The organism is Streptomyces sp. NPDC057302 (assembly GCF_042667685.1).
Lineage (GTDB): Bacteria > Actinomycetota > Actinomycetes > Streptomycetales > Streptomycetaceae > Streptomyces.
The window spans coordinates 106,068-122,129 of sequence record NZ_JBHUZJ010000013.1 but is presented as its reverse complement, the minus strand read 5'-3'; the positions used below and the strand labels follow the sequence as shown (position 1 = coordinate 122,129).

Sequence of the window (16,062 nt, the reverse complement as noted above, 5' to 3'; positions counted from 1 at the left end):
TTCTGGAGTACGTCGATGACGGCTGAGACTGCCTCTGTTCTGACCGCGCGGGCCCTCCTCCTGGACATGGACGGAACTCTCGTGAACTCCGACGCGGTGGTCGAGCGCTGCTGGCGGCGCTGGTCCGAGCGGTACGGGCTCGACTTCGACGAGGTCATCAAGGTCGTCCACGGCCGGCAGGGGTACGCGTCCATGGCGGTGCTTCTTCCGGAGCGGTCCATGGAGGAGAACCACGCGGAGAACCGCGAGATGCTGGCCGCCGAGACCGCGGACATGGAGGGCGTCGTCCCCGTGCCGGGCGCTGCCGCCTTCCTCGCGTCCCTCGAAGGGCTGCCGCACGCGCTCGTGACGTCCGCGGACGTGCCGCTGTCCACGGGCCGGATGGCCGCCGCCGGACTGCCGCTTCCCGCCGTGCGGGTCACCGCCGAGAACGTGGGGGCGAGCAAGCCCGACCCCGAGGGGTTCCTCAAGGGCGCCGCCGAGCTGGGGTTCGACCCCGCCGACTGCGTCGTCTTCGAGGACTCCGGGGCGGGGATCGCCGCCGGGCTCGCCGCGGGCATGCGGGTCGTGGGGATCGGCCCCCGGGCCGGGGAGTTCGGGCCCACCGTGCACGTCGACGACTTGACGCAGATCCGGGTGGAGCCGGTCGCCGGTGGGGGGCTTCGGCTCACCGTCGGCTGACGGGCGCCGCGGGGGGCGACTACGGCTCCCTGGTCTCCTTCTCCAACGCCTCCCGCGTCTCCTTCCCGTAGACCCCCTCCCCGTCCTCCCGCGTTCCCCGGGCGTACTGGAAGAGGGTCACCGCGTCCGCGAGCGGGGTGTCGTAGGTGCCGTCGGGATCGTCCATGTACAGGTACAGCTGCCGCAGGCGCTGCTGGAGCTCCTCGACCTCCGGGCCCTTGTCGCCGCGGCTCAGGACACCCGCGGCCTTCGGTGTGGCCGCCTCCACCGAACCCGTCGCCCGCGCCGTCGAGCGGCTCGGTGGCGGGGTGGTCCTCGGCTTGTCCGACGCCGTGTGTGAAGGGGATGCGGAAGGGGGCGGGGACGGACGCGCCTCGCTCGCTGTGGACGGGGGCGGGGACGGGGAACGCGACGGGGAGGGCGTCGTCGGCCTCGGCTCCGTGGCGGAGCCGGACGAGGCGTCCACCGCGTGTGTCGGCGCGTCCGGCAGCGCCTGATCCCGTTGCGGCTTGTCGGGCGAGAGCAGGACCGCCGCCAGTACCGCGACGGCCACCACGGTCACCACGGCACCGACCGCCGCGTACAGGCCGACGCGACCGCGCCGCGGTTGCGGGGCGTCGTCGTACGCGTCGTCGTCTTCGGCGTCGTCTTCGGCGTCGTACGAGCCAGGGGGCGGGGCAGGGTCGCCCCCGAGTGCGGCGGCGGTGGCACGACCTCCGGCGGGAGAACGGCCGCGGGATACGGCACCGGCTCGGGCGCCGCCCCCTGCCCCGGATCCGCCAGCGTCACGTACGGTCGTATCCGGAGCGGATCGAAGTCCTCCGCGGCGGCCGCGTCCGCGGACCTCGCGTCCCGTGCCGCGTCGGCGGCCCGCTCCGTACAGCCGCAGGCGGGCGCGCTGCCCGGCTCCCGCGACGTACCGCAATCGGGACATAGCTGACCGTCCCCGGCGTCCCCGCCGCCCGCGGCGTCCTTCGGACGTCCATCCCCCACACTGCTCACTCTTCGTTACCCCACCCCTAGAGAACACCAGCGATTATGCAGATCCTGGCTTCAACAGGCCATAACGGGTCGCACGGACCAGGATGGAGAGGGAGAGCCCCGCGGAACTCGCGGGAGCGCTCAGGAGGTGTCCATGACGCAGGACGTCAGCGCCCGCCCCGTGGGGCCGGAGCCAGATCCCGTCCCCGGGCCACCGGACGAGCACACGCACGGCGGCGTGCTGGTCTCCATCGGCGCTCTGCTGCTCGGCATGCTGCTCGCCGCCCTCGACCAGACCATCGTCTCGACCGCGCTGCCCACCATCGTCAGCGAACTCGGCGGCATGGAGCACCTGTCCTGGGTCGTCACGGCGTATCTGCTCGCCGCGACGGCCGCGACGCCGCTCTGGGGCAAACTCGGCGACCAGTACGGCCGAAAGAAGCTGTTCCAGCTGGCCATCGTGATCTTCCTGGTCAGCTCGGCCCTCTGCGGCATGGCGCAGAACATGCCGCAGCTCATCGGCTTCCGGGCGCTCCAGGGCATCGGCGGCGGCGGTCTGATGGTGCTGTCGATGGCGATCGTCGGCGACATCGTCTCGCCGCGCGAACGAGGCAAGTACCAGGGCCTGTTCGGTGCCGTCTTCGGCGCGACGAGCGTCCTTGGACCGCTCCTCGGCGGCCTGTTCACCGAGCACCTCAGCTGGCGCTGGGTCTTCTACGTCAACCTGCCCGTCGGCGTCGTCGCGCTCGTCGTCATCGCCGCCGCCCTGCACATCCCGGTGCGCTCGACGAAGCACGTCATCGACTACCTCGGCACCTTCCTCATCGCGGCCGTCGCCACCTGCCTCGTCCTCGTCGCCTCGCTCGGCGGCACCACCTGGGACTGGGGATCGCCGCGGATCATCGGCCTCGCGGTGCTCGGCGTCGTGCTCGCCGCGGCCTTCGTGTCCATCGAGCGCAAGGCCGCCGAACCGGTCATCCCGATGAAGCTGTTCCGGGTCAGGACGTTCACGCTCTCCGCGATCATCAGCTTCGTGGTCGGCTTCGCGATGTTCGGCGCGATGACCTACCTGCCGACGTTCCTCCAGGTCGTCCAGGGCGTCACGCCGACGATGTCGGGCGTGCACATGCTGCCGATGGTCATCGGCATGCTGATCTCGTCGACCGTGTCCGGCCAGATCGTCAGCCGTACGGGCCGCTGGAAGGTGTTCCCGGTCGCGGGCACCGGAATCACCGCGCTGGGCCTGCTCCTGCTCCACCAGCTCGACGAGAACAGCGGCACGGGCGAGATGAGCGCCTTCTTCTTCGTCTTCGGCTTCGGGCTGGGCCTGGTCATGCAGGTCCTGGTGCTCATCGTGCAGAACGCGGTGCCGTACGGGGATCTGGGCGTCGCCACGTCCGGCGCGACGTTCTTCCGCTCCATCGGAGCCTCGTTCGGCGTCGCCATCTTCGGCACGATCTTCGCCAACCGGCTCGTCACCAAGCTCTCCGACGCCGTCGCGGGACAGCAACTGCCGCCCGGCGTCAGCGCGGACTCCCTCAAGGCCGACCCGCGCGGCATCGCGGAGCTCCCCGCCGCGGTGCGCCCCGGCGTCGTGCACGCGTACGCCTCGTCCATCACGGACGTCTTCCTGTACGCGGCGCCGATCGCCCTCGTCGCCTTCGTCCTGGCCTGGTTCCTGCGCGAGGACAAACTGCGCGGCTCGGTCACGGCGCCCGATCAGACGCAGACGCTCGCCAGCAACCCCGTCGAGCGTTCGTCGTACGACGAGGTGGCGCGGGCGCTCTCGGTCCTCGGCACGCGGGAGGGCCGCCGCGAGATCTACGTACGCATCACCGAGCGCGCGGGCTACGACCTGCTGCCCGCCGCAAGTTGGCTCCTCCTGCGGATCAGCCGCCACGGCCACGTCGAACCGGCGACGCTCGCCGAACACAGCACCGTGCCGCTCTCCGTGATCACGGCGGCGTCCCGGCAGGTCGAGGAGCGCCGCCTCGCCCGGCGCGAGGGCATGGGCCTGATCCTGACCGACGAGGGCCGGGTGGCGGTCGCCAAGCTGGCCAGGGCCCGCGAGGAGTCCCTCTCCGAGCTGCTCGGCGACTGGTGGGGCCCCGACCGGCCCACCGACCTGGTCAAGCTCGTCGAGGAACTCGGCGCCGAGATGTGCGGCTCGGACGCCGAACGGCCGTACGACGACAGGCCACCACAGCGCGGCGTTGCGGCCTGAGCGGCGCCGCAACGCCGCTCCGGCTGGGGGGGGGGCGTCCTCAACCAGCAGCTGGGGCCAGCTGCTTGACGTACCAGCACTCGGCGTACATCCGCTCGGTGAGCGGCTCGCTCTCCTCGTAACCGTGCCGTGCATAGAGCGCCCTCGCCTCGACCAGATCGAGGCGGGTGTCGAGAACGATCTGCTCCGCGCCGAGCGCGCGGGCCGCGTCCTCGGAGGCGGCGAGAAGGAGCGCGGCGCCGCCCTTGCCGCGCATGTCCTCGCGGAGGAAGACGCGCTTGAGCTCGGCGGTCCTTGCCCCCTTCATGTCGTCCATGAGCCGCACCCCGGCCGTCCCCGCGGGCTCTCCTGCGTACCGGGCGACCAGGAGTACGCCGCCGGGCGCGCGGAGGTCGTCGCCGGTCTCCGCCGCGATCTCGCGCTCCAGCTCTTCGGGCGCGGTCCTGCGCTTCTCGTGGAGGAGGTAGTACCGGTCGCTCACCTCGGTGTAATACGTACGCCAGAGGGCTGCGGCGGCGGGGGAGTCGACGGCTTCGGGGGCGACGGTCCAGGGGTCGGTCCCGGAGGCGCCGCTGCTGGTACGTGCGGCACTCGTGGAGCTGCTGGTGCGGCTGCCGGTCTCGATGTGGCTCATGGGAGCCATTCTTGGGACGCGAGGGCCGTGCCCCGCAAGCGAATTACGCTTCCCGGGCCTTCTCCCGCCGGTCCGTCCTCGGTGCTCAGTCCTTGCGTCCGGTGGCGGCGACACCGATACCGAGCCCGATCATGGTGAGCCCGCCGACCCCGCCGATCATCGAGAGCCGCCGCGGCGAGTGCGCGAACCAGCCGCGCGCGGTGGCCGCGACCAGGCCCCACACACTGTCGGAGGCCAGGGCGATGGCGTTGAAGACGAGACCGAGCACCAGCATCTGCAGCATGACGTGCCCCTGCTCGCGGTCGACGAACTGCGGAAGCACGGCGGCGAAGAAGACGATGGTCTTGGGGTTGGCCACACCGACGGCGAACCCCTCCCACAACGTACGCAGCCCGCTGTGGGCGGGGCCTTCACCGGTGAACGCGGCGTGCAGCGAACGGCGTTGGCGCACCGCCTTGACCCCGAGGTACACCAGATAGCCGGCGCCGAGCAGCTTCAGCGCCGTGAAGACGACGACCGAGCGCTCCACGACGGACCCGACCCCGAGCGCGACGGCCACGACGAGCACGTACGCACCGACGGTGTTCCCCACCACCGAGATCAGCGCGGCCCGGCGCCCCTGCGCCAGCGCCCGCCCGATCACGAACAGGACGCTGGGCCCGGGAATCACGATCAGCAGGAACGACATGGCCGCGAAGGCGAGTATCCGGTCGGTGGACATCATGGGGTTCATCGCACCACGGGGCCGATGGGCTCCGGTACCGCTTTTCCCGCGCCGGGCCTTGGCCCTGGGGCCCGCCCTAGCTCTTGGGCGAGGCCTGCTGCACGACCTCGAACGACCACACCGCCGCGCTGCTGGACGCGGGCTTGGGCCGCTCGCCGCCACCGGCGCCGCCGCCCTGGTGAGCGGCCTTCATCGGGCCCTCCATCCAGGCCTTGAAGGACTCCTCGTCGCGCCAGCGCGTGTAGACCAGGTAGTCGTCCGTGCCCTCGATGGGGCGCAGGGTGTGCGGATGTACCTTTACGGGCCATGAGCGATGAAGACTTAGTCTCTCGCGCGCAATGGGGAGACCTACAGGGGCAGAACTGGGCGGTTCTCGTGCGCTTGTCCACGGACGAGGGCGAGGACGACGAGGAGCCGGCCGCGGAGCCCGGAGAGCCCGTAGAGGGCGCCCGGCGACGAGGTCCGATGACGGGCCGCGACATCAAGAGCACGAGCGAACAAGAGCGTGACGGCCGCGAGTTCATCGGCCGTCACGGGGGCGTGTGCGTGCACGTCTACTACGAGCCGGATACGTCGGCGTGGCGGAAGAAGCGCGTACGCATGCCGGATGGGCGGGTGATCTATCGCGTCGTGCGCCCGGTCTTCGAGGGTGCATTGGAGGACCTGAAGGCGGGCCAGGCCCCGAACGGGGCGCACCTGGACGGCTTGATCGTCTACGACATCGACCGATTGACGCGCGACAACAGGCACCTAGAGGACGCGATCGATGTGGTGGAGCGTCACCGGCGACCGATCATCGACATCAACGGCAGCCTGGACCTGTTGACGGAGAACGGTCGAGCGACAGCGAGAGTCGTCGTGGCGATGAGTAACAAGCAGTCGGCGGACACGGCCCGTCGAGTCCGCCGCAAGCACCGCGCACTGGAGCGGGAGGGCATTCCGACCGGGGGAGCGAGGCCGTTCGGCTGGAACGCAGACAAGCGGGCACTGCACGCGTCGGAGGCCAAGCTGTTGCGGGAGGCGGCTCTAGGGGTTCTCGGTGGCGCCCCCATCCGGGCCTTCACGACCCGCTGGAACGAACAAGGCATCATGACGCCGCGGGGTAGCAGATGGAGCACCACCAAGCTCAAGACGGTCCTGCGTAACCCGCGTATATGCGGGCTCCGTTCCCGGAAGTCGCGGGAGTTCAACCCCGACACAGGCAGCGAGACCGAACGCTGGGAGATCGTCTACGACGACAACGGCCAGCCGGTCCAGGGGCAGTGGGAATACATCATCACTGAGGTGCAGTGGAAGGCGCTTCTCGAAGTGATCGGCGAGAACATGTCGCCAGGCATGGGCCACAACACACGTAAGTACCTGCTCACTGGCACGCTCCGCTGCGACAAGGATGAGTGTGGGACTGCGCATCGGGCGTACAAGGCCCCGGCGTCGCGGAGGTCGGGCAAGCCCGAAGGATTCTTCTACTACGGCTGCCCGGATAAGGGGCAGGGCGGATGTGGCGGAGGCACGAAGATCCCGGGCCCCGACGCCGACAAAGCGGTGACGGAGCTGGTGATTGCCAAGTACGAGGAGGAAGCCGCAGCCAGGGATGCGCAGGCGGCGCCGAAGGAGTGGGGACGCGAGGACGAGTTGGCGCGCGTCCGAGAGGACATCGAGGAATCGAAGGAGGCCCGTCGGCTGCGGCTGCTGAGCAAAGAACGGTACTTCGCCATGCTGCAGGAACTCACTGCACAGGAGCGGCAGTTGGTGCGCGACCGCAACCGCTGGATCAAGCACCAGGTGGCAGCCATGGGTAAGCCTGTCGACTTGCGGGCGGAATGGGGCAACCTGACGCTTCCAGAGAAGCGGGCCTACATCGAGCAGACGCTGACGGCTGTGTTGGTCGCGCCGGCAATCGGCCGCCGCAAGCCGGTTCATACGAGGCTTACGCCGCTGTTCCGTGCGGAGGGCGAACGGCAGGGCGAACGGGCAGCAAACTTGAATACTTCGGTAGAGCCTTAGCTCGGCAAGCTCGGCAAGCTCGGCAAGCTCGGGTGTTCTCGGGAGAGTTGGGCGGCTGACCTGCGACCTGGCACGGGTTTGACGCGGGTCCAAGCGGAACGGCAGGCGGGCCGCTATCTGGCCGTCCAGGGAGCGCGTGAGCTCAGTACTCCGGGCTTAGGCATGGCTATACCAGTGTGGCAGATGGGCGGGGGTGACCTGGGGTCGTCGGCTGGGAGGCCTGTCACTGTCGGTCGCCGCTGGTCACTGTTGAGCGACCTCGGACGGCCCAGCGACGGCCCGAAATTCTAGGCTCGCCCATGCTCTTACCGGCTAGTGCTGTGACCGCGTAGGTTCGCCGGGTTTGGGGGGGCGGAGTGGTTGGGGGACCGTTACGGACCGGGGTGTTTCACCCCTGGGTGGGATTGGCTGGATCGGGTTGACCGGTGGGGCCGGTCTCACCGGAGGTGTATCTGAGCGTGTTGTTGTCCCCGACGGCGAGGACGGCGTCCTGTATGCCACCACCGACGGTGATGATGGGCCTGGGCTGATGGGACCGGACCAATACGTCGCGCAGCGCCCGGGCCGTGGGGGCGAGGTGCGGAACGACCGCGGCGATGAAGCTCGCACTCACGAACGCCGCGGTCAGCTCCCCGACGAAGCCGAAGGCGGAGAACACCGGCGGGACGGTGAACAGCAGGAAGGACAGCGAAAAGAAGGCGGGCATGTGCTCTCGGTCGTCCTTCATGCGGGCGGCAGACCGCTCGCGCAGGTCGACGTCCCCCAGCGGGTTGTGCGGGACGACCTCCCAGTTGCCGGAGCCCAGGCCCGAGGCAAGCAGCCGGAAGGTCACGCGCTGCCCGCGCTCCAGGTGGCCGATGGCGAAGGCCGCTTCCCTGAGGTTCTGTTCGAGGTCCGGACGTCGCTGCACACCCCACTCGGTCTCGTGGGTGGAGGTCGCGGCGGCGTCGAGAACCTCGCTGCCGTCGGCGAACCGGAACCGCAGCTGCTGCTGCTGGACAACGCAGTTCCCGGTGTTCTCCACGGTGAACTCGACGGAGCTGAGGTTCTCGACGTGCCTGCCGTCGTAGGTGAGCCCAAGCCGGGGCCGCACCTGGTCGTCGGCGGAGACAATCGCCGTTCGCGTCTCGGCGTCGTAGGAGAGCCGCTTGGTCGGCTCGCGGCGGGCCTTCACGTACTCGATCGCCATCGTGCCGAGCACGCCGACGAGCCCACCCGCGAGAGCGATGATCAGGTCTCGCTGGAAATCGGTCAGCGCTGCCTCAGCGGCCCAGTTCACCGTCGCCCCCCGTCGATCTCTGAGGAGTCACCTTAGCCGCGGAGGGTGCCGGTACACAGGCGGAATCCGGTGCGCGGGGACGATCCCGTCGCGCGCCCGCACAGGCTCGGACACCACACCTCCAGCAGTCGCGGCGGACGTCACTGCCCATCCAACCGCTCCGACCTCCAACCCGGCGAACCTATGCGGTCACAGCACTAGCATCGCGGCCAGTCCAGGGGAGGGGGGCTCGCCGTGGCCATCGGCCGCAAGGGTTCGCGACACATCGTCGTCACCACGAAGTAGCCGCACGCCAGCAACTGGTTCGGAGACCCCAGTGCTGCCCGCGGACGTCGCGGCCGCCATCGCATCGTCCCTTCGACGGGGCTGGTCGCCGACGCGTCCGGGCTCGACGTTCCATCTGGACCAGTCTCACGGATTCGTCCAGTGGACTGGACTGGCGCATCTCGCGACTGAGCACGTTGGAGGCGCACGCTAGTTGTACTTCAACACTCGGGCGCAGCGCAGGGCTCACTCCAGATCGCAAGAGCTGTTGCGCCTAGTCGACCGACTCACGGCATAGGGATTGCCAAATAAGTACCGTCTTGCTCTCATTTAGCAATGACCGTCACCTACGCGTTCGGAACGTGGAGTCAAAGCCCAGGACAACCGGGCATGTCCATTACAATTGAACGTGACACCTCAGAGGAAGAATTCCGTTCACACGCGGACGCGGTCCATGCGTATGAGTCCCTACTCAACAGAAGCGCTTTCTCCCTCATGAGGAGAAGCCATTCGAACATCAAGATGATGATCTCCTCGTTTTCGGACGCGGAAGAGTACGGCGGGAATTTCCGGAACGCCGACAAAGAAGCTATGAGCTCATCACTACTAGCCGAGATGACGAACTGGCTAGCAGCCACCAGGCTCTACCTGGAGAACGAGCGTGACTTTATCCAAGCAAACTTCGGCGACGAAAGCGATGAACTCAAGGAGTTTAAGTCCGCGACGGCTGCAGCATTTGAATCCCATGAAGGCTACCGCTTCCTCTATGATCTTCGAAATTATGTGCAACACTGCGGAATTCCTGCGGGGCGGCTAACAATTTCAGGTACGCCCCCGAATCGAAGAATCGTGATCAATCTAGATCGCTCCCGCTTGATGACGGCTCGTTTCAAGTGGAACCGTCATGCGATGGCTCTGTTGGAGCGCTGGTCAGAAGATATTCCGCTTTTGCCGCTCATGGAGGGGGCAATGGAGGGCTACACCAAAATCGAAGAGCAGATGCTGCGAATTAACCTGCGTCGATGCGTGGATGCGACGCCTCTACTTCTGGAGACCATCGCAAATTTGAATCACTCAGACGGTAACGCAGCAGCATTCCGGAGGACCGTCAATTCGGAGGGGTCCATGACGGACATTGCCACGTGTACATTCCCGCCCCGATCTTCGCTTGACTCCATTATCTCAGCTTCGGCAAAGGAAGATCCCCTCGAAACTCTTCGGTCCACCGAGCCATCGCCGCCACCCATGATGCCTACTGATGGGGCCAGGGCCTCGGCGGTCCTCTCGGCCTTGTTCGCCGGGGGCACTCCTGGGGCCGTCGGGGATTCCGTTAATCACATCATGGCGAGGGACGGCGGGCCCGACCTTCTCCTTTCTGACTTGATCAATTTTTCCGCAGCACTGACGGCCATGCTGAGTCAACTCTTGGGATCCTCTCCACATGCGGTGGCTGCTCGTTTGAGCGCGCAAACTAAGCCTGACTGAGGGCCGCTATTTGGCTGCGGCCTTGAACGCTGCTACCGATCGCCAAAGTCCGGCATTAACGCCCGCCCCAGCTCCCATCCCGCCCGCCGTCGACCCACACACCGTGGAGCGGGTGGTTCATGGCGTCCAGGTGGAGCGAGCCACTGTACGAATGGCCTGGGCGCGATGGGCCGCGTCTGCTCGGCTCTGCCTGGGTCGATGGTGGACGGGATGGGAGCCACCACGCTCGCCACGGAAGCTCTGTCGCGGGGAGTCTGAGGCGCTGGGGCAGATCCCAAGAGCCTTCCCGGCGCTGCCCAGCGCAAGCTAGTTCGTCGGGTTGCGCCGTGGACCCGGAGAGTGTCGTGGCACTGTGACATCCATACGCAGGGTTGCGTTGACCCGCCGCCACTTTCTCTCGGACCAGCGCGGCGCACGTCGAGCGTGCGCTCGTGCCCACTCGCGGAGCCCTTGGTCTGTCTCCATCAGCGCCCCGCGGCACGGGAGGCAGCTAGGGCCGCTCCGGCGATCTCTCGATTCTGTGCGAGATCTTCAGCGACGGCGGTGGCCATCAGGGCCGCGCCCGGTGTGTGCCCAGAGCCCGCGTAGCGCCACTTGCTCTCGACTTCGGCAATGGGTACGCGGTTGAAATCCTTGCGGACATGGACTGTGCGTGCGGCGCGCAGTGCAGCGTAAGTTGTTGAATAGGCGCGGGACTTGGTGAGGATATGCCCCCGGTAGCCGAGAGAATGGGCCCAGGCGCGTAGGCGGAGCGGCTTGTATTCGGGGACGCAGCCGAGGCGCCAGCAGGTCCGCATAAGTGTTCGCACGTGGCTGGTCACGGGTGCCGCGTTGATGTCGTTCCAGTTCCTGAGTCGGTAATCGGTGCCGGCGCCTGTGTCGCCCGCTCCTTTGGTGACGTACTTCGCGACGTACGCAGCTACAGCGTCGTCGTCCGGTCCGGTGCCGCCAGAGTGCAGGCGGCGAGTGTCGACCTGAACGCCCCAGCGGAGGCCGATTTCACCGATGGCGGGGCTGTAGGACGTGTGGACCAGTACCCGACTCGCGGAGGCGCGCACAGCGTCGGCCACGTGGTCGTCCGTGGCCCAGGCCGGGGGGTCGTCGTCGGGTCCGGCCGGGCCGTCGAGGCGTACGACCGCGTGGACGTGGACTGCGGCGCGCTTCTGGTACTCGGCGACGCGGGCGAAGGACAGGCGCGCGTGATCGGGGAAGCGTGATTGCACGAGGCCGGCGGAGGAGGCGAGGTGTCGGCGTACGCCGATGACGAAGCGGTCCCAAAGCTTGCCCGCGTGCGCGTGCCACAGAACGTGTGCCGGGTAGTCGTAGCAGTCCGCGCAGAGGGGTTGGCCGACGAGGTGGTGCTCTGCGTCGTGCACGGCGCCGCAGCCGAGGGGCCGTCCGTGCTCGCACGCTCCGCCGTCGCGGCGGGGGCGGCAGCGCTCCCCGGTCCGGTGCACGGGCCCGAAAGAGGGGGCGGTGAGGGTGACGAAGAGTCGAGGCCGGTCGCGGACTGTGGCGGGGACGTTCTTGCCGCCGAGGAGGCCCGCGCGGACGAGGTGGAAGGTGTCTCCGGCGTGGAGTCTGGAGCAGGGTGCGCAGACGGTCGCCCTGCGGTTGCGGCAGCGTACGGAGAGCCGTTCGCCGGGTTCGTCGCGAGTGTCGTAGTGGTGCAGGATCTCGCCAGTCTCTGTGTCGTGCGTGGTGGTCGAGCCGGAGAGGTGGATCGGGTGGGTACAGCCACCCGTGGCAGTGATCTGTTCCAGCCAGCGGGGGAACTTGGGGTCTTGGGCGATGCGGATGGCGTCACGGTCTGCTTCGGAGAGCTGACGCAGGCGCGCCGCGCGGTCGAGGGCGGCGCGCCTGTTAGCCGGGGTGAAGTCCGGGGTGATGGTGGGGACCTTCCAGGGTGGGCCGCCGAAGCGGCACGGTTGATGGGTGGTGGCGCGTGGTCGTCCATGGGGTTCGCTCCTTGCTCGGTCAGGTGGTGCGGATCGTGCTCAGCGGATGGTTCCGGCGCCTCGGCAGAGGCGGCAGCGGTGGCGCATTCCGGTCCAGGTCCGACGGGCGCCTTCGCCCTTGCAGTTCGGGCACCTCACGCGGCTCATGGGCATGTCCTGTCCTTCCTGCTAGGGGTGGGAGAAGCCGTCGATCAGCCAGGTGACGACGCCGTGGATGGTGAAGATCACCGGGGTCTGTCCGAGGTAGATCCCGAAGAGGCCGATGCAGACCGCTTCCCAGGCCCGTACGTCGCGGGAGCGGACGAGGAGAACGGTGATGATCCCGAAGATCACCGAGAACGTGAACGCTGCGCTTTCGCTGATCACTTGCCGTCTCCTTCCAGAGCCGTGAGAGCGCGGTCTATGGCGGGCAGTTCGGGCGTCATGGCCGCGTACTTCATTGCCGTAGTGACCGCCTCTTCGGTCGCTGTGAGGTGGGAGCGAGCGCGGCCCCATCCGCCGTCCGGTCCGGTGCAGACCGCCACGCCCTGTTCCTGCGCAGTGATCGACTGGGCGACGGCCACGGCGTCCTTGTTGAGATCGCCGAGGGTCATCTCTGCCGTGCCGGGGTCGTTGACCCGGTGGCAGATACGGCCGCCGAGCTGGGCCCGCAGCGCGGTGACTCCGGGGCCGAGATCGGAGCCGACCCGCTGGCCCGCGACCACCAGGTGCATGCCAAGTGCGGCACCGAGTTGGGCCAGGCGCAGGAGCAGAGTCGAGCACTGGTCCGCTTCCGCCTTGCCCTCGCGGGTGCCGTCGGAGAGGTACAGCTCTGCCAGCTCATCGACGATCACCACGACCGGTACGGGCCGCAGCAGGTCCGGGAGCTCCCAGATGGAGCGGACCCCGGCCGACCGGCAGGCGGCCATTCGGTCCTGCATGTCGACGACGAGTGCCGACAGCACGGCGACTGCCTCACGTCGGCATGTGGTGAGCGCGCTCAACCGCCCGGAGAACAGGCCGAGTTCCATGCCGCCCTTGCAGTCGATGCCGACCAGCGCGACGGGTTGGGGGGCGAGCTGGGTGATCAGCCGTGCCAGCAGGGTGGACTTGCCTGAGCGGGTGGCCCCGGCGATGAGCCAGTGCGGGACCGTCCGTAGGTCCATCACCCAGGCCCCGCCGCTCTCCAGTGCGCCGATGAGCGCGGACAGCAGCGCGGCGGGAGCCGTCGCCAGGCCGGGCCGGGCCAGTGGGTCACTGGCGGTTGCCGTCAGCAGCACGAGGCCGCGTTCCGGCGAGGTGACGCGCACGGCGTGGACCTTCCACGCGTGAGTGAGTGCGTCGGCCGCCTTCATGTACGTCGCCGGAGTCTGCCCGGCGTGCAGGCGCACGATCACGGTCAGGCCCATGCGGGTAGCGCGCGGGAAGGAGAGGCGCGGTGCCGCCGGCCGCAGGGGATCGCCTTTCACGACCAGGTCCCCAACCAGCCCACGGGGCGGACGCCGGGACACGGCAAGGTCGTTGAGCATCGCGACCTTGCGCCAAGTCGCCAGCACCCGGAAAGCGGTGGCCGGGTAGCCAGTGACGTACCAGTGCCAGGCCGGACGGTGCCGCCGCAGCAGGTCCGCGACGACGAGCACCCACGCGAGCGTGGCGAGCCCGAGGGCCAGCAGGATCGCGCTCATCACGCCCCACCGGCCTTGGGCGAAGCCGCAGCGGGGGCCGGTGCCGGAGCACCGTGTACGGGGCTGATCGAGTCGGCCCGGAAGCTGATTCCGTGGCGGTCACCCATGGCCCAGGCGAATGCCATTAAGCCGGTGACTTTGAGGATCTGCCCTTCTTCGATGCCCTTGGGCTCGCCTGTGACGGCGATTTCGATCACGGAGATACGCCGCCGGTCTTGGCGCACGGTGACGGCCACGGTGTAGATCGTGTTGCCGTCGCGGTCCTTCTTGACCTCCATGGTCTCGGGGTTGCTGATCTTCGCTTCGGGCGCGATGGCGCACCGCAGTACGCCCAGTCGCGCCGTGTCCACAGGGATGGACTGCATTGCGTTGGCCTCCTTGGCCGTGAGGACGCCAGACATATTCTGACGTCACTTGTCCTTACGAGTGATGACTATGGAACGCTGTACGGCGAGGGGTCAAGTACTTATGCTGACGAGTGATGTCGCGCGTGCGACGTGCCTACGGCCTCAACGCGAAGGTGCTGAGATGACGGAGATCCAACGCCCCGGAGCGCTCTACCAGCAGGTCGCCGCCGCGATCCGCGAAGCGATCCTCGCGGGTGAGTTCGAGCCCGGCGCCCCGCTCCCGTCCGAGGCTCAGCTCATCGAGCGCTACCAGGTCTCCCGCCCGACCGTCCGCAACGCCGTCGCCGCCCTGCGGGCAGAGGGGTTGGTCGACGTCCGTCATGGCAAAGGCAGCTTCGTACGCTCCGATGGCCAGCCCGCCGTCACCATCGAGCGCCACATCAGTCGGGCCCGCGACGGGAAGTTCGTCATGCCCAGCGGCGCCGTCTGGGACGAGGTCGAGGAGCCGACCCCCTACCGCGCCTACTCGACTGAAGCCAACGGCCAGTTGCTCGGTATCGGCGCAGATCAAGATCTCTTCGTCTGTGACCGGCTGCTGATCGACCCGGCCAGCGGCACGCGGGCCATGCACCGCACGGTGACCCCGCTCGCAGTGGCCGCCGACATTCCGGCGCTCGGCGAGAAGCCGCCGGGTCCGCCTCCGGTCGCCGCGTACGAGATCATGACGCACGCCGGGCACAAGCTGTGGTGGTCCGAAACGGTCCGCGCCCGCATGCCGCACCCTGACGAGCGGACCACGCTGCGCCTGCCCGACGCGACACCGATCCTGCACGTCGCCCGCGTCACACACGGCACCGACGACCGCCCCTTGATCCTCGAAGAACTCCGCACCGGTGCGGACCGTGCCGAACTCGCCTACCGGATCACCGCCGACAAGGAGCCCGCGCGGCGCGCCCGCGCCTGAGAGCCGTAGATCGGTCGAATCTTTCTTCACTTCCTCAAGGGCGCGCCTGCGGCGCGCCGGGCAGCTCGGGCGCCCCGGCCGGGCGTGCGGCGTGGCCGCCGATCCCGGCCGGTCGCCCGGCGCCCTGAGCCGCAGCGCGCCTAAGGCCGAGAGACATCGGCCGGTCACCCCAGGAAGACACCCGCGGGGCTGGGGGTCGACGGCCCCCGAGACTTTAGGCAGCTCCCATGGGGCGAGCCTCGAAGAACAGGGGGCCCATCGGGCACACCAGCGGGCAGGTCCAGTACCTGCCCGATTCGCCGGGCGAGCGTAAGGCCCCCTGTTCTCTCGCCCCATGGCAGCTACCGCCCAAAGTCTCTGCGGCCGGCGACGTGCCCACGCGCGGCGCTCACCAGGGGAAGCGCCCTTCACGCCGCACCGCCGCCGCCATTCACGGCCATCTCCAGGAACGAGGCGAGCCGTTCCACGGCGTCAGGTGAACCCGCCATTCGCACGAGCCCGCGCCCGTCCTCATTCGTCGAGGCGACCGCCCGCACCTGCGAGAGCTCCAATCCCGCCCCGAGAAACGCCCGGTTCAGCCGGTCCGCAGCCTCCCGCGCCTCGCGCCAGCCCGCCAGGTAGTCGACTCCGGGCACCCACAGACCGAAGTCCTCACCCGCGACACCGAGACCATCGCTCAGCCAGTCCTCACCCGCGCCAGTCACCCTGCCCACCTCTACCCTGATCTAGGTAACGGATCGTCAACTTCCTTTGCCCAGGGCATAAACGCAGCGCAGCGGCCCCGGTAGCATCAAGCACCGGGGACCGCTGAGTTCCCTCCCGGACCACCCCAGTTGCTGCCAGGCGCGGGGGT

16 protein-coding genes and 1 pseudogene are annotated in these 16,062 nt (G+C 68.5%); 7 read left to right on the top strand and 10 right to left on the bottom strand.

What is annotated here, in order from left to right:
- Window positions 1-15 precede the first annotated feature (15 nt).
- Window positions 16-681 (top strand): HAD-IA family hydrolase, encoded by a 666-nt coding sequence (locus tag ACFUPX_RS12920; protein WP_383320250.1) that lies wholly within the window; start codon window positions 16-18, stop codon window positions 679-681.
- A gap of 19 nt (window positions 682-700) precedes the next feature.
- Here the strand turns inward: ACFUPX_RS12920 and ACFUPX_RS12915 are convergent, their stop codons facing one another.
- Window positions 701-949 (bottom strand): peptidoglycan-binding protein, encoded by a 249-nt coding sequence (locus tag ACFUPX_RS12915; RefSeq protein ID WP_383320248.1) that lies wholly within the window; start codon window positions 947-949, stop codon window positions 701-703.
- Here ACFUPX_RS12915 and ACFUPX_RS12910 point away from each other — a divergent pair.
- The 3 genes from ACFUPX_RS12910 (at window position 936) to ACFUPX_RS12900 (ending at window position 3,886) form a co-directional block, all read left to right on the top strand.
- Window positions 936-1,178, top strand: a complete 243-nt coding sequence (locus ACFUPX_RS12910; RefSeq protein WP_383320246.1) for a hypothetical protein — start codon at window positions 936-938, stop codon at window positions 1,176-1,178. The two genes, ACFUPX_RS12915 and ACFUPX_RS12910, sit on opposite strands and share 14 nt — an antisense overlap.
- Window positions 1,151-1,621 carry a hypothetical protein gene (locus ACFUPX_RS12905; protein ID WP_383320244.1) on the top strand — a complete coding sequence of 157 codons (471 nt, stop codon included), beginning with the start codon at window positions 1,151-1,153 and terminating at the stop codon, window positions 1,619-1,621. The genes ACFUPX_RS12910 and ACFUPX_RS12905 overlap by 28 nt, the downstream gene beginning before the upstream one ends.
- A gap of 195 nt (window positions 1,622-1,816) precedes the next feature.
- Complete coding sequence (locus tag ACFUPX_RS12900; protein ID WP_383320242.1) at window positions 1,817-3,886, top strand: DHA2 family efflux MFS transporter permease subunit; 2,070 nt, start codon at window positions 1,817-1,819, stop codon at window positions 3,884-3,886.
- Between the two features lie 40 nt (window positions 3,887-3,926).
- Here ACFUPX_RS12900 and ACFUPX_RS12895 read toward each other — a convergent pair whose 3' ends face one another.
- The 3 genes and pseudogenes from ACFUPX_RS12895 to ACFUPX_RS12885 all read right to left on the bottom strand — a co-directional run.
- On the bottom strand, window positions 3,927-4,529 hold the full coding sequence (locus tag ACFUPX_RS12895) for a GNAT family N-acetyltransferase (protein WP_383320240.1): 603 nt from the start codon (window positions 4,527-4,529) through the stop codon (window positions 3,927-3,929).
- A gap of 76 nt (window positions 4,530-4,605) precedes the next feature.
- Entirely contained in the window at window positions 4,606-5,244 is a 639-nt protein-coding gene (locus tag ACFUPX_RS12890; protein WP_383320239.1) for a LysE family translocator, read from the bottom strand.
- A 76-nt stretch (window positions 5,245-5,320) separates the two neighbouring features.
- Window positions 5,321-5,524, bottom strand: a pseudogene (locus ACFUPX_RS12885) (antibiotic biosynthesis monooxygenase family protein); the annotation flags it as partial.
- Between the two features lie 26 nt (window positions 5,525-5,550).
- Here ACFUPX_RS12885 and ACFUPX_RS12880 point away from each other — a divergent pair.
- Window positions 5,551-7,248, top strand: coding sequence for a recombinase family protein (locus ACFUPX_RS12880; protein ID WP_383320237.1), 1,698 nt, complete (start codon window positions 5,551-5,553; stop codon window positions 7,246-7,248).
- Between the two features lie 388 nt (window positions 7,249-7,636).
- On the opposite strand, the gene ACFUPX_RS12875 is transcribed toward ACFUPX_RS12880, so the two are convergent.
- On the bottom strand, window positions 7,637-8,527 hold the full coding sequence (locus ACFUPX_RS12875; RefSeq protein WP_383320235.1) for a hypothetical protein: 891 nt from the start codon (window positions 8,525-8,527) through the stop codon (window positions 7,637-7,639).
- Between the two features lie 600 nt (window positions 8,528-9,127).
- On the opposite strand from ACFUPX_RS12875, the gene ACFUPX_RS12870 reads away from it, so the two are divergent.
- The gene (locus ACFUPX_RS12870; protein ID WP_383320233.1) at window positions 9,128-10,276 is read left to right on the top strand and encodes a hypothetical protein; all 1,149 of its coding nucleotides are present in this window, start codon (window positions 9,128-9,130) and stop codon (window positions 10,274-10,276) included.
- A 464-nt stretch (window positions 10,277-10,740) separates the two neighbouring features.
- Here ACFUPX_RS12870 and ACFUPX_RS12865 read toward each other — a convergent pair whose 3' ends face one another.
- From ACFUPX_RS12865 to ACFUPX_RS12850, 4 genes are all read right to left on the bottom strand, one after another.
- Window positions 10,741-12,108 (bottom strand): replication initiator, encoded by a 1,368-nt coding sequence (locus ACFUPX_RS12865; RefSeq protein WP_383320323.1) that lies wholly within the window; start codon window positions 12,106-12,108, stop codon window positions 10,741-10,743.
- A gap of 294 nt (window positions 12,109-12,402) precedes the next feature.
- Window positions 12,403-12,600, bottom strand: coding sequence for a hypothetical protein (locus tag ACFUPX_RS12860; protein ID WP_383320232.1), 198 nt, complete (start codon window positions 12,598-12,600; stop codon window positions 12,403-12,405).
- A complete protein-coding gene (locus ACFUPX_RS12855; RefSeq protein WP_383320230.1) occupies window positions 12,597-13,898 on the bottom strand; it encodes an FtsK/SpoIIIE domain-containing protein in 1,302 nt (433 codons plus the stop codon). The genes ACFUPX_RS12860 and ACFUPX_RS12855 overlap by 4 nt, the downstream gene beginning before the upstream one ends.
- Window positions 13,898-14,263 carry a hypothetical protein gene (locus tag ACFUPX_RS12850; RefSeq protein ID WP_383320228.1) on the bottom strand — a complete coding sequence of 122 codons (366 nt, stop codon included), beginning with the start codon at window positions 14,261-14,263 and terminating at the stop codon, window positions 13,898-13,900. Before ACFUPX_RS12850 ends, ACFUPX_RS12855 begins: the two co-directional genes overlap by 1 nt.
- 163 nt (window positions 14,264-14,426) lie before the next feature.
- Between ACFUPX_RS12850 and ACFUPX_RS12845 the strand changes: the two genes are divergently transcribed.
- On the top strand, window positions 14,427-15,209 hold the full coding sequence (locus tag ACFUPX_RS12845; protein ID WP_383320226.1) for a GntR family transcriptional regulator: 783 nt from the start codon (window positions 14,427-14,429) through the stop codon (window positions 15,207-15,209).
- A 407-nt stretch (window positions 15,210-15,616) separates the two neighbouring features.
- Here ACFUPX_RS12845 and ACFUPX_RS12840 read toward each other — a convergent pair whose 3' ends face one another.
- Entirely contained in the window at window positions 15,617-15,913 is a 297-nt protein-coding gene (locus tag ACFUPX_RS12840; RefSeq protein ID WP_383320224.1) for a hypothetical protein, read from the bottom strand.
- Window positions 15,914-16,062: the final 149 nt, after the last annotated feature.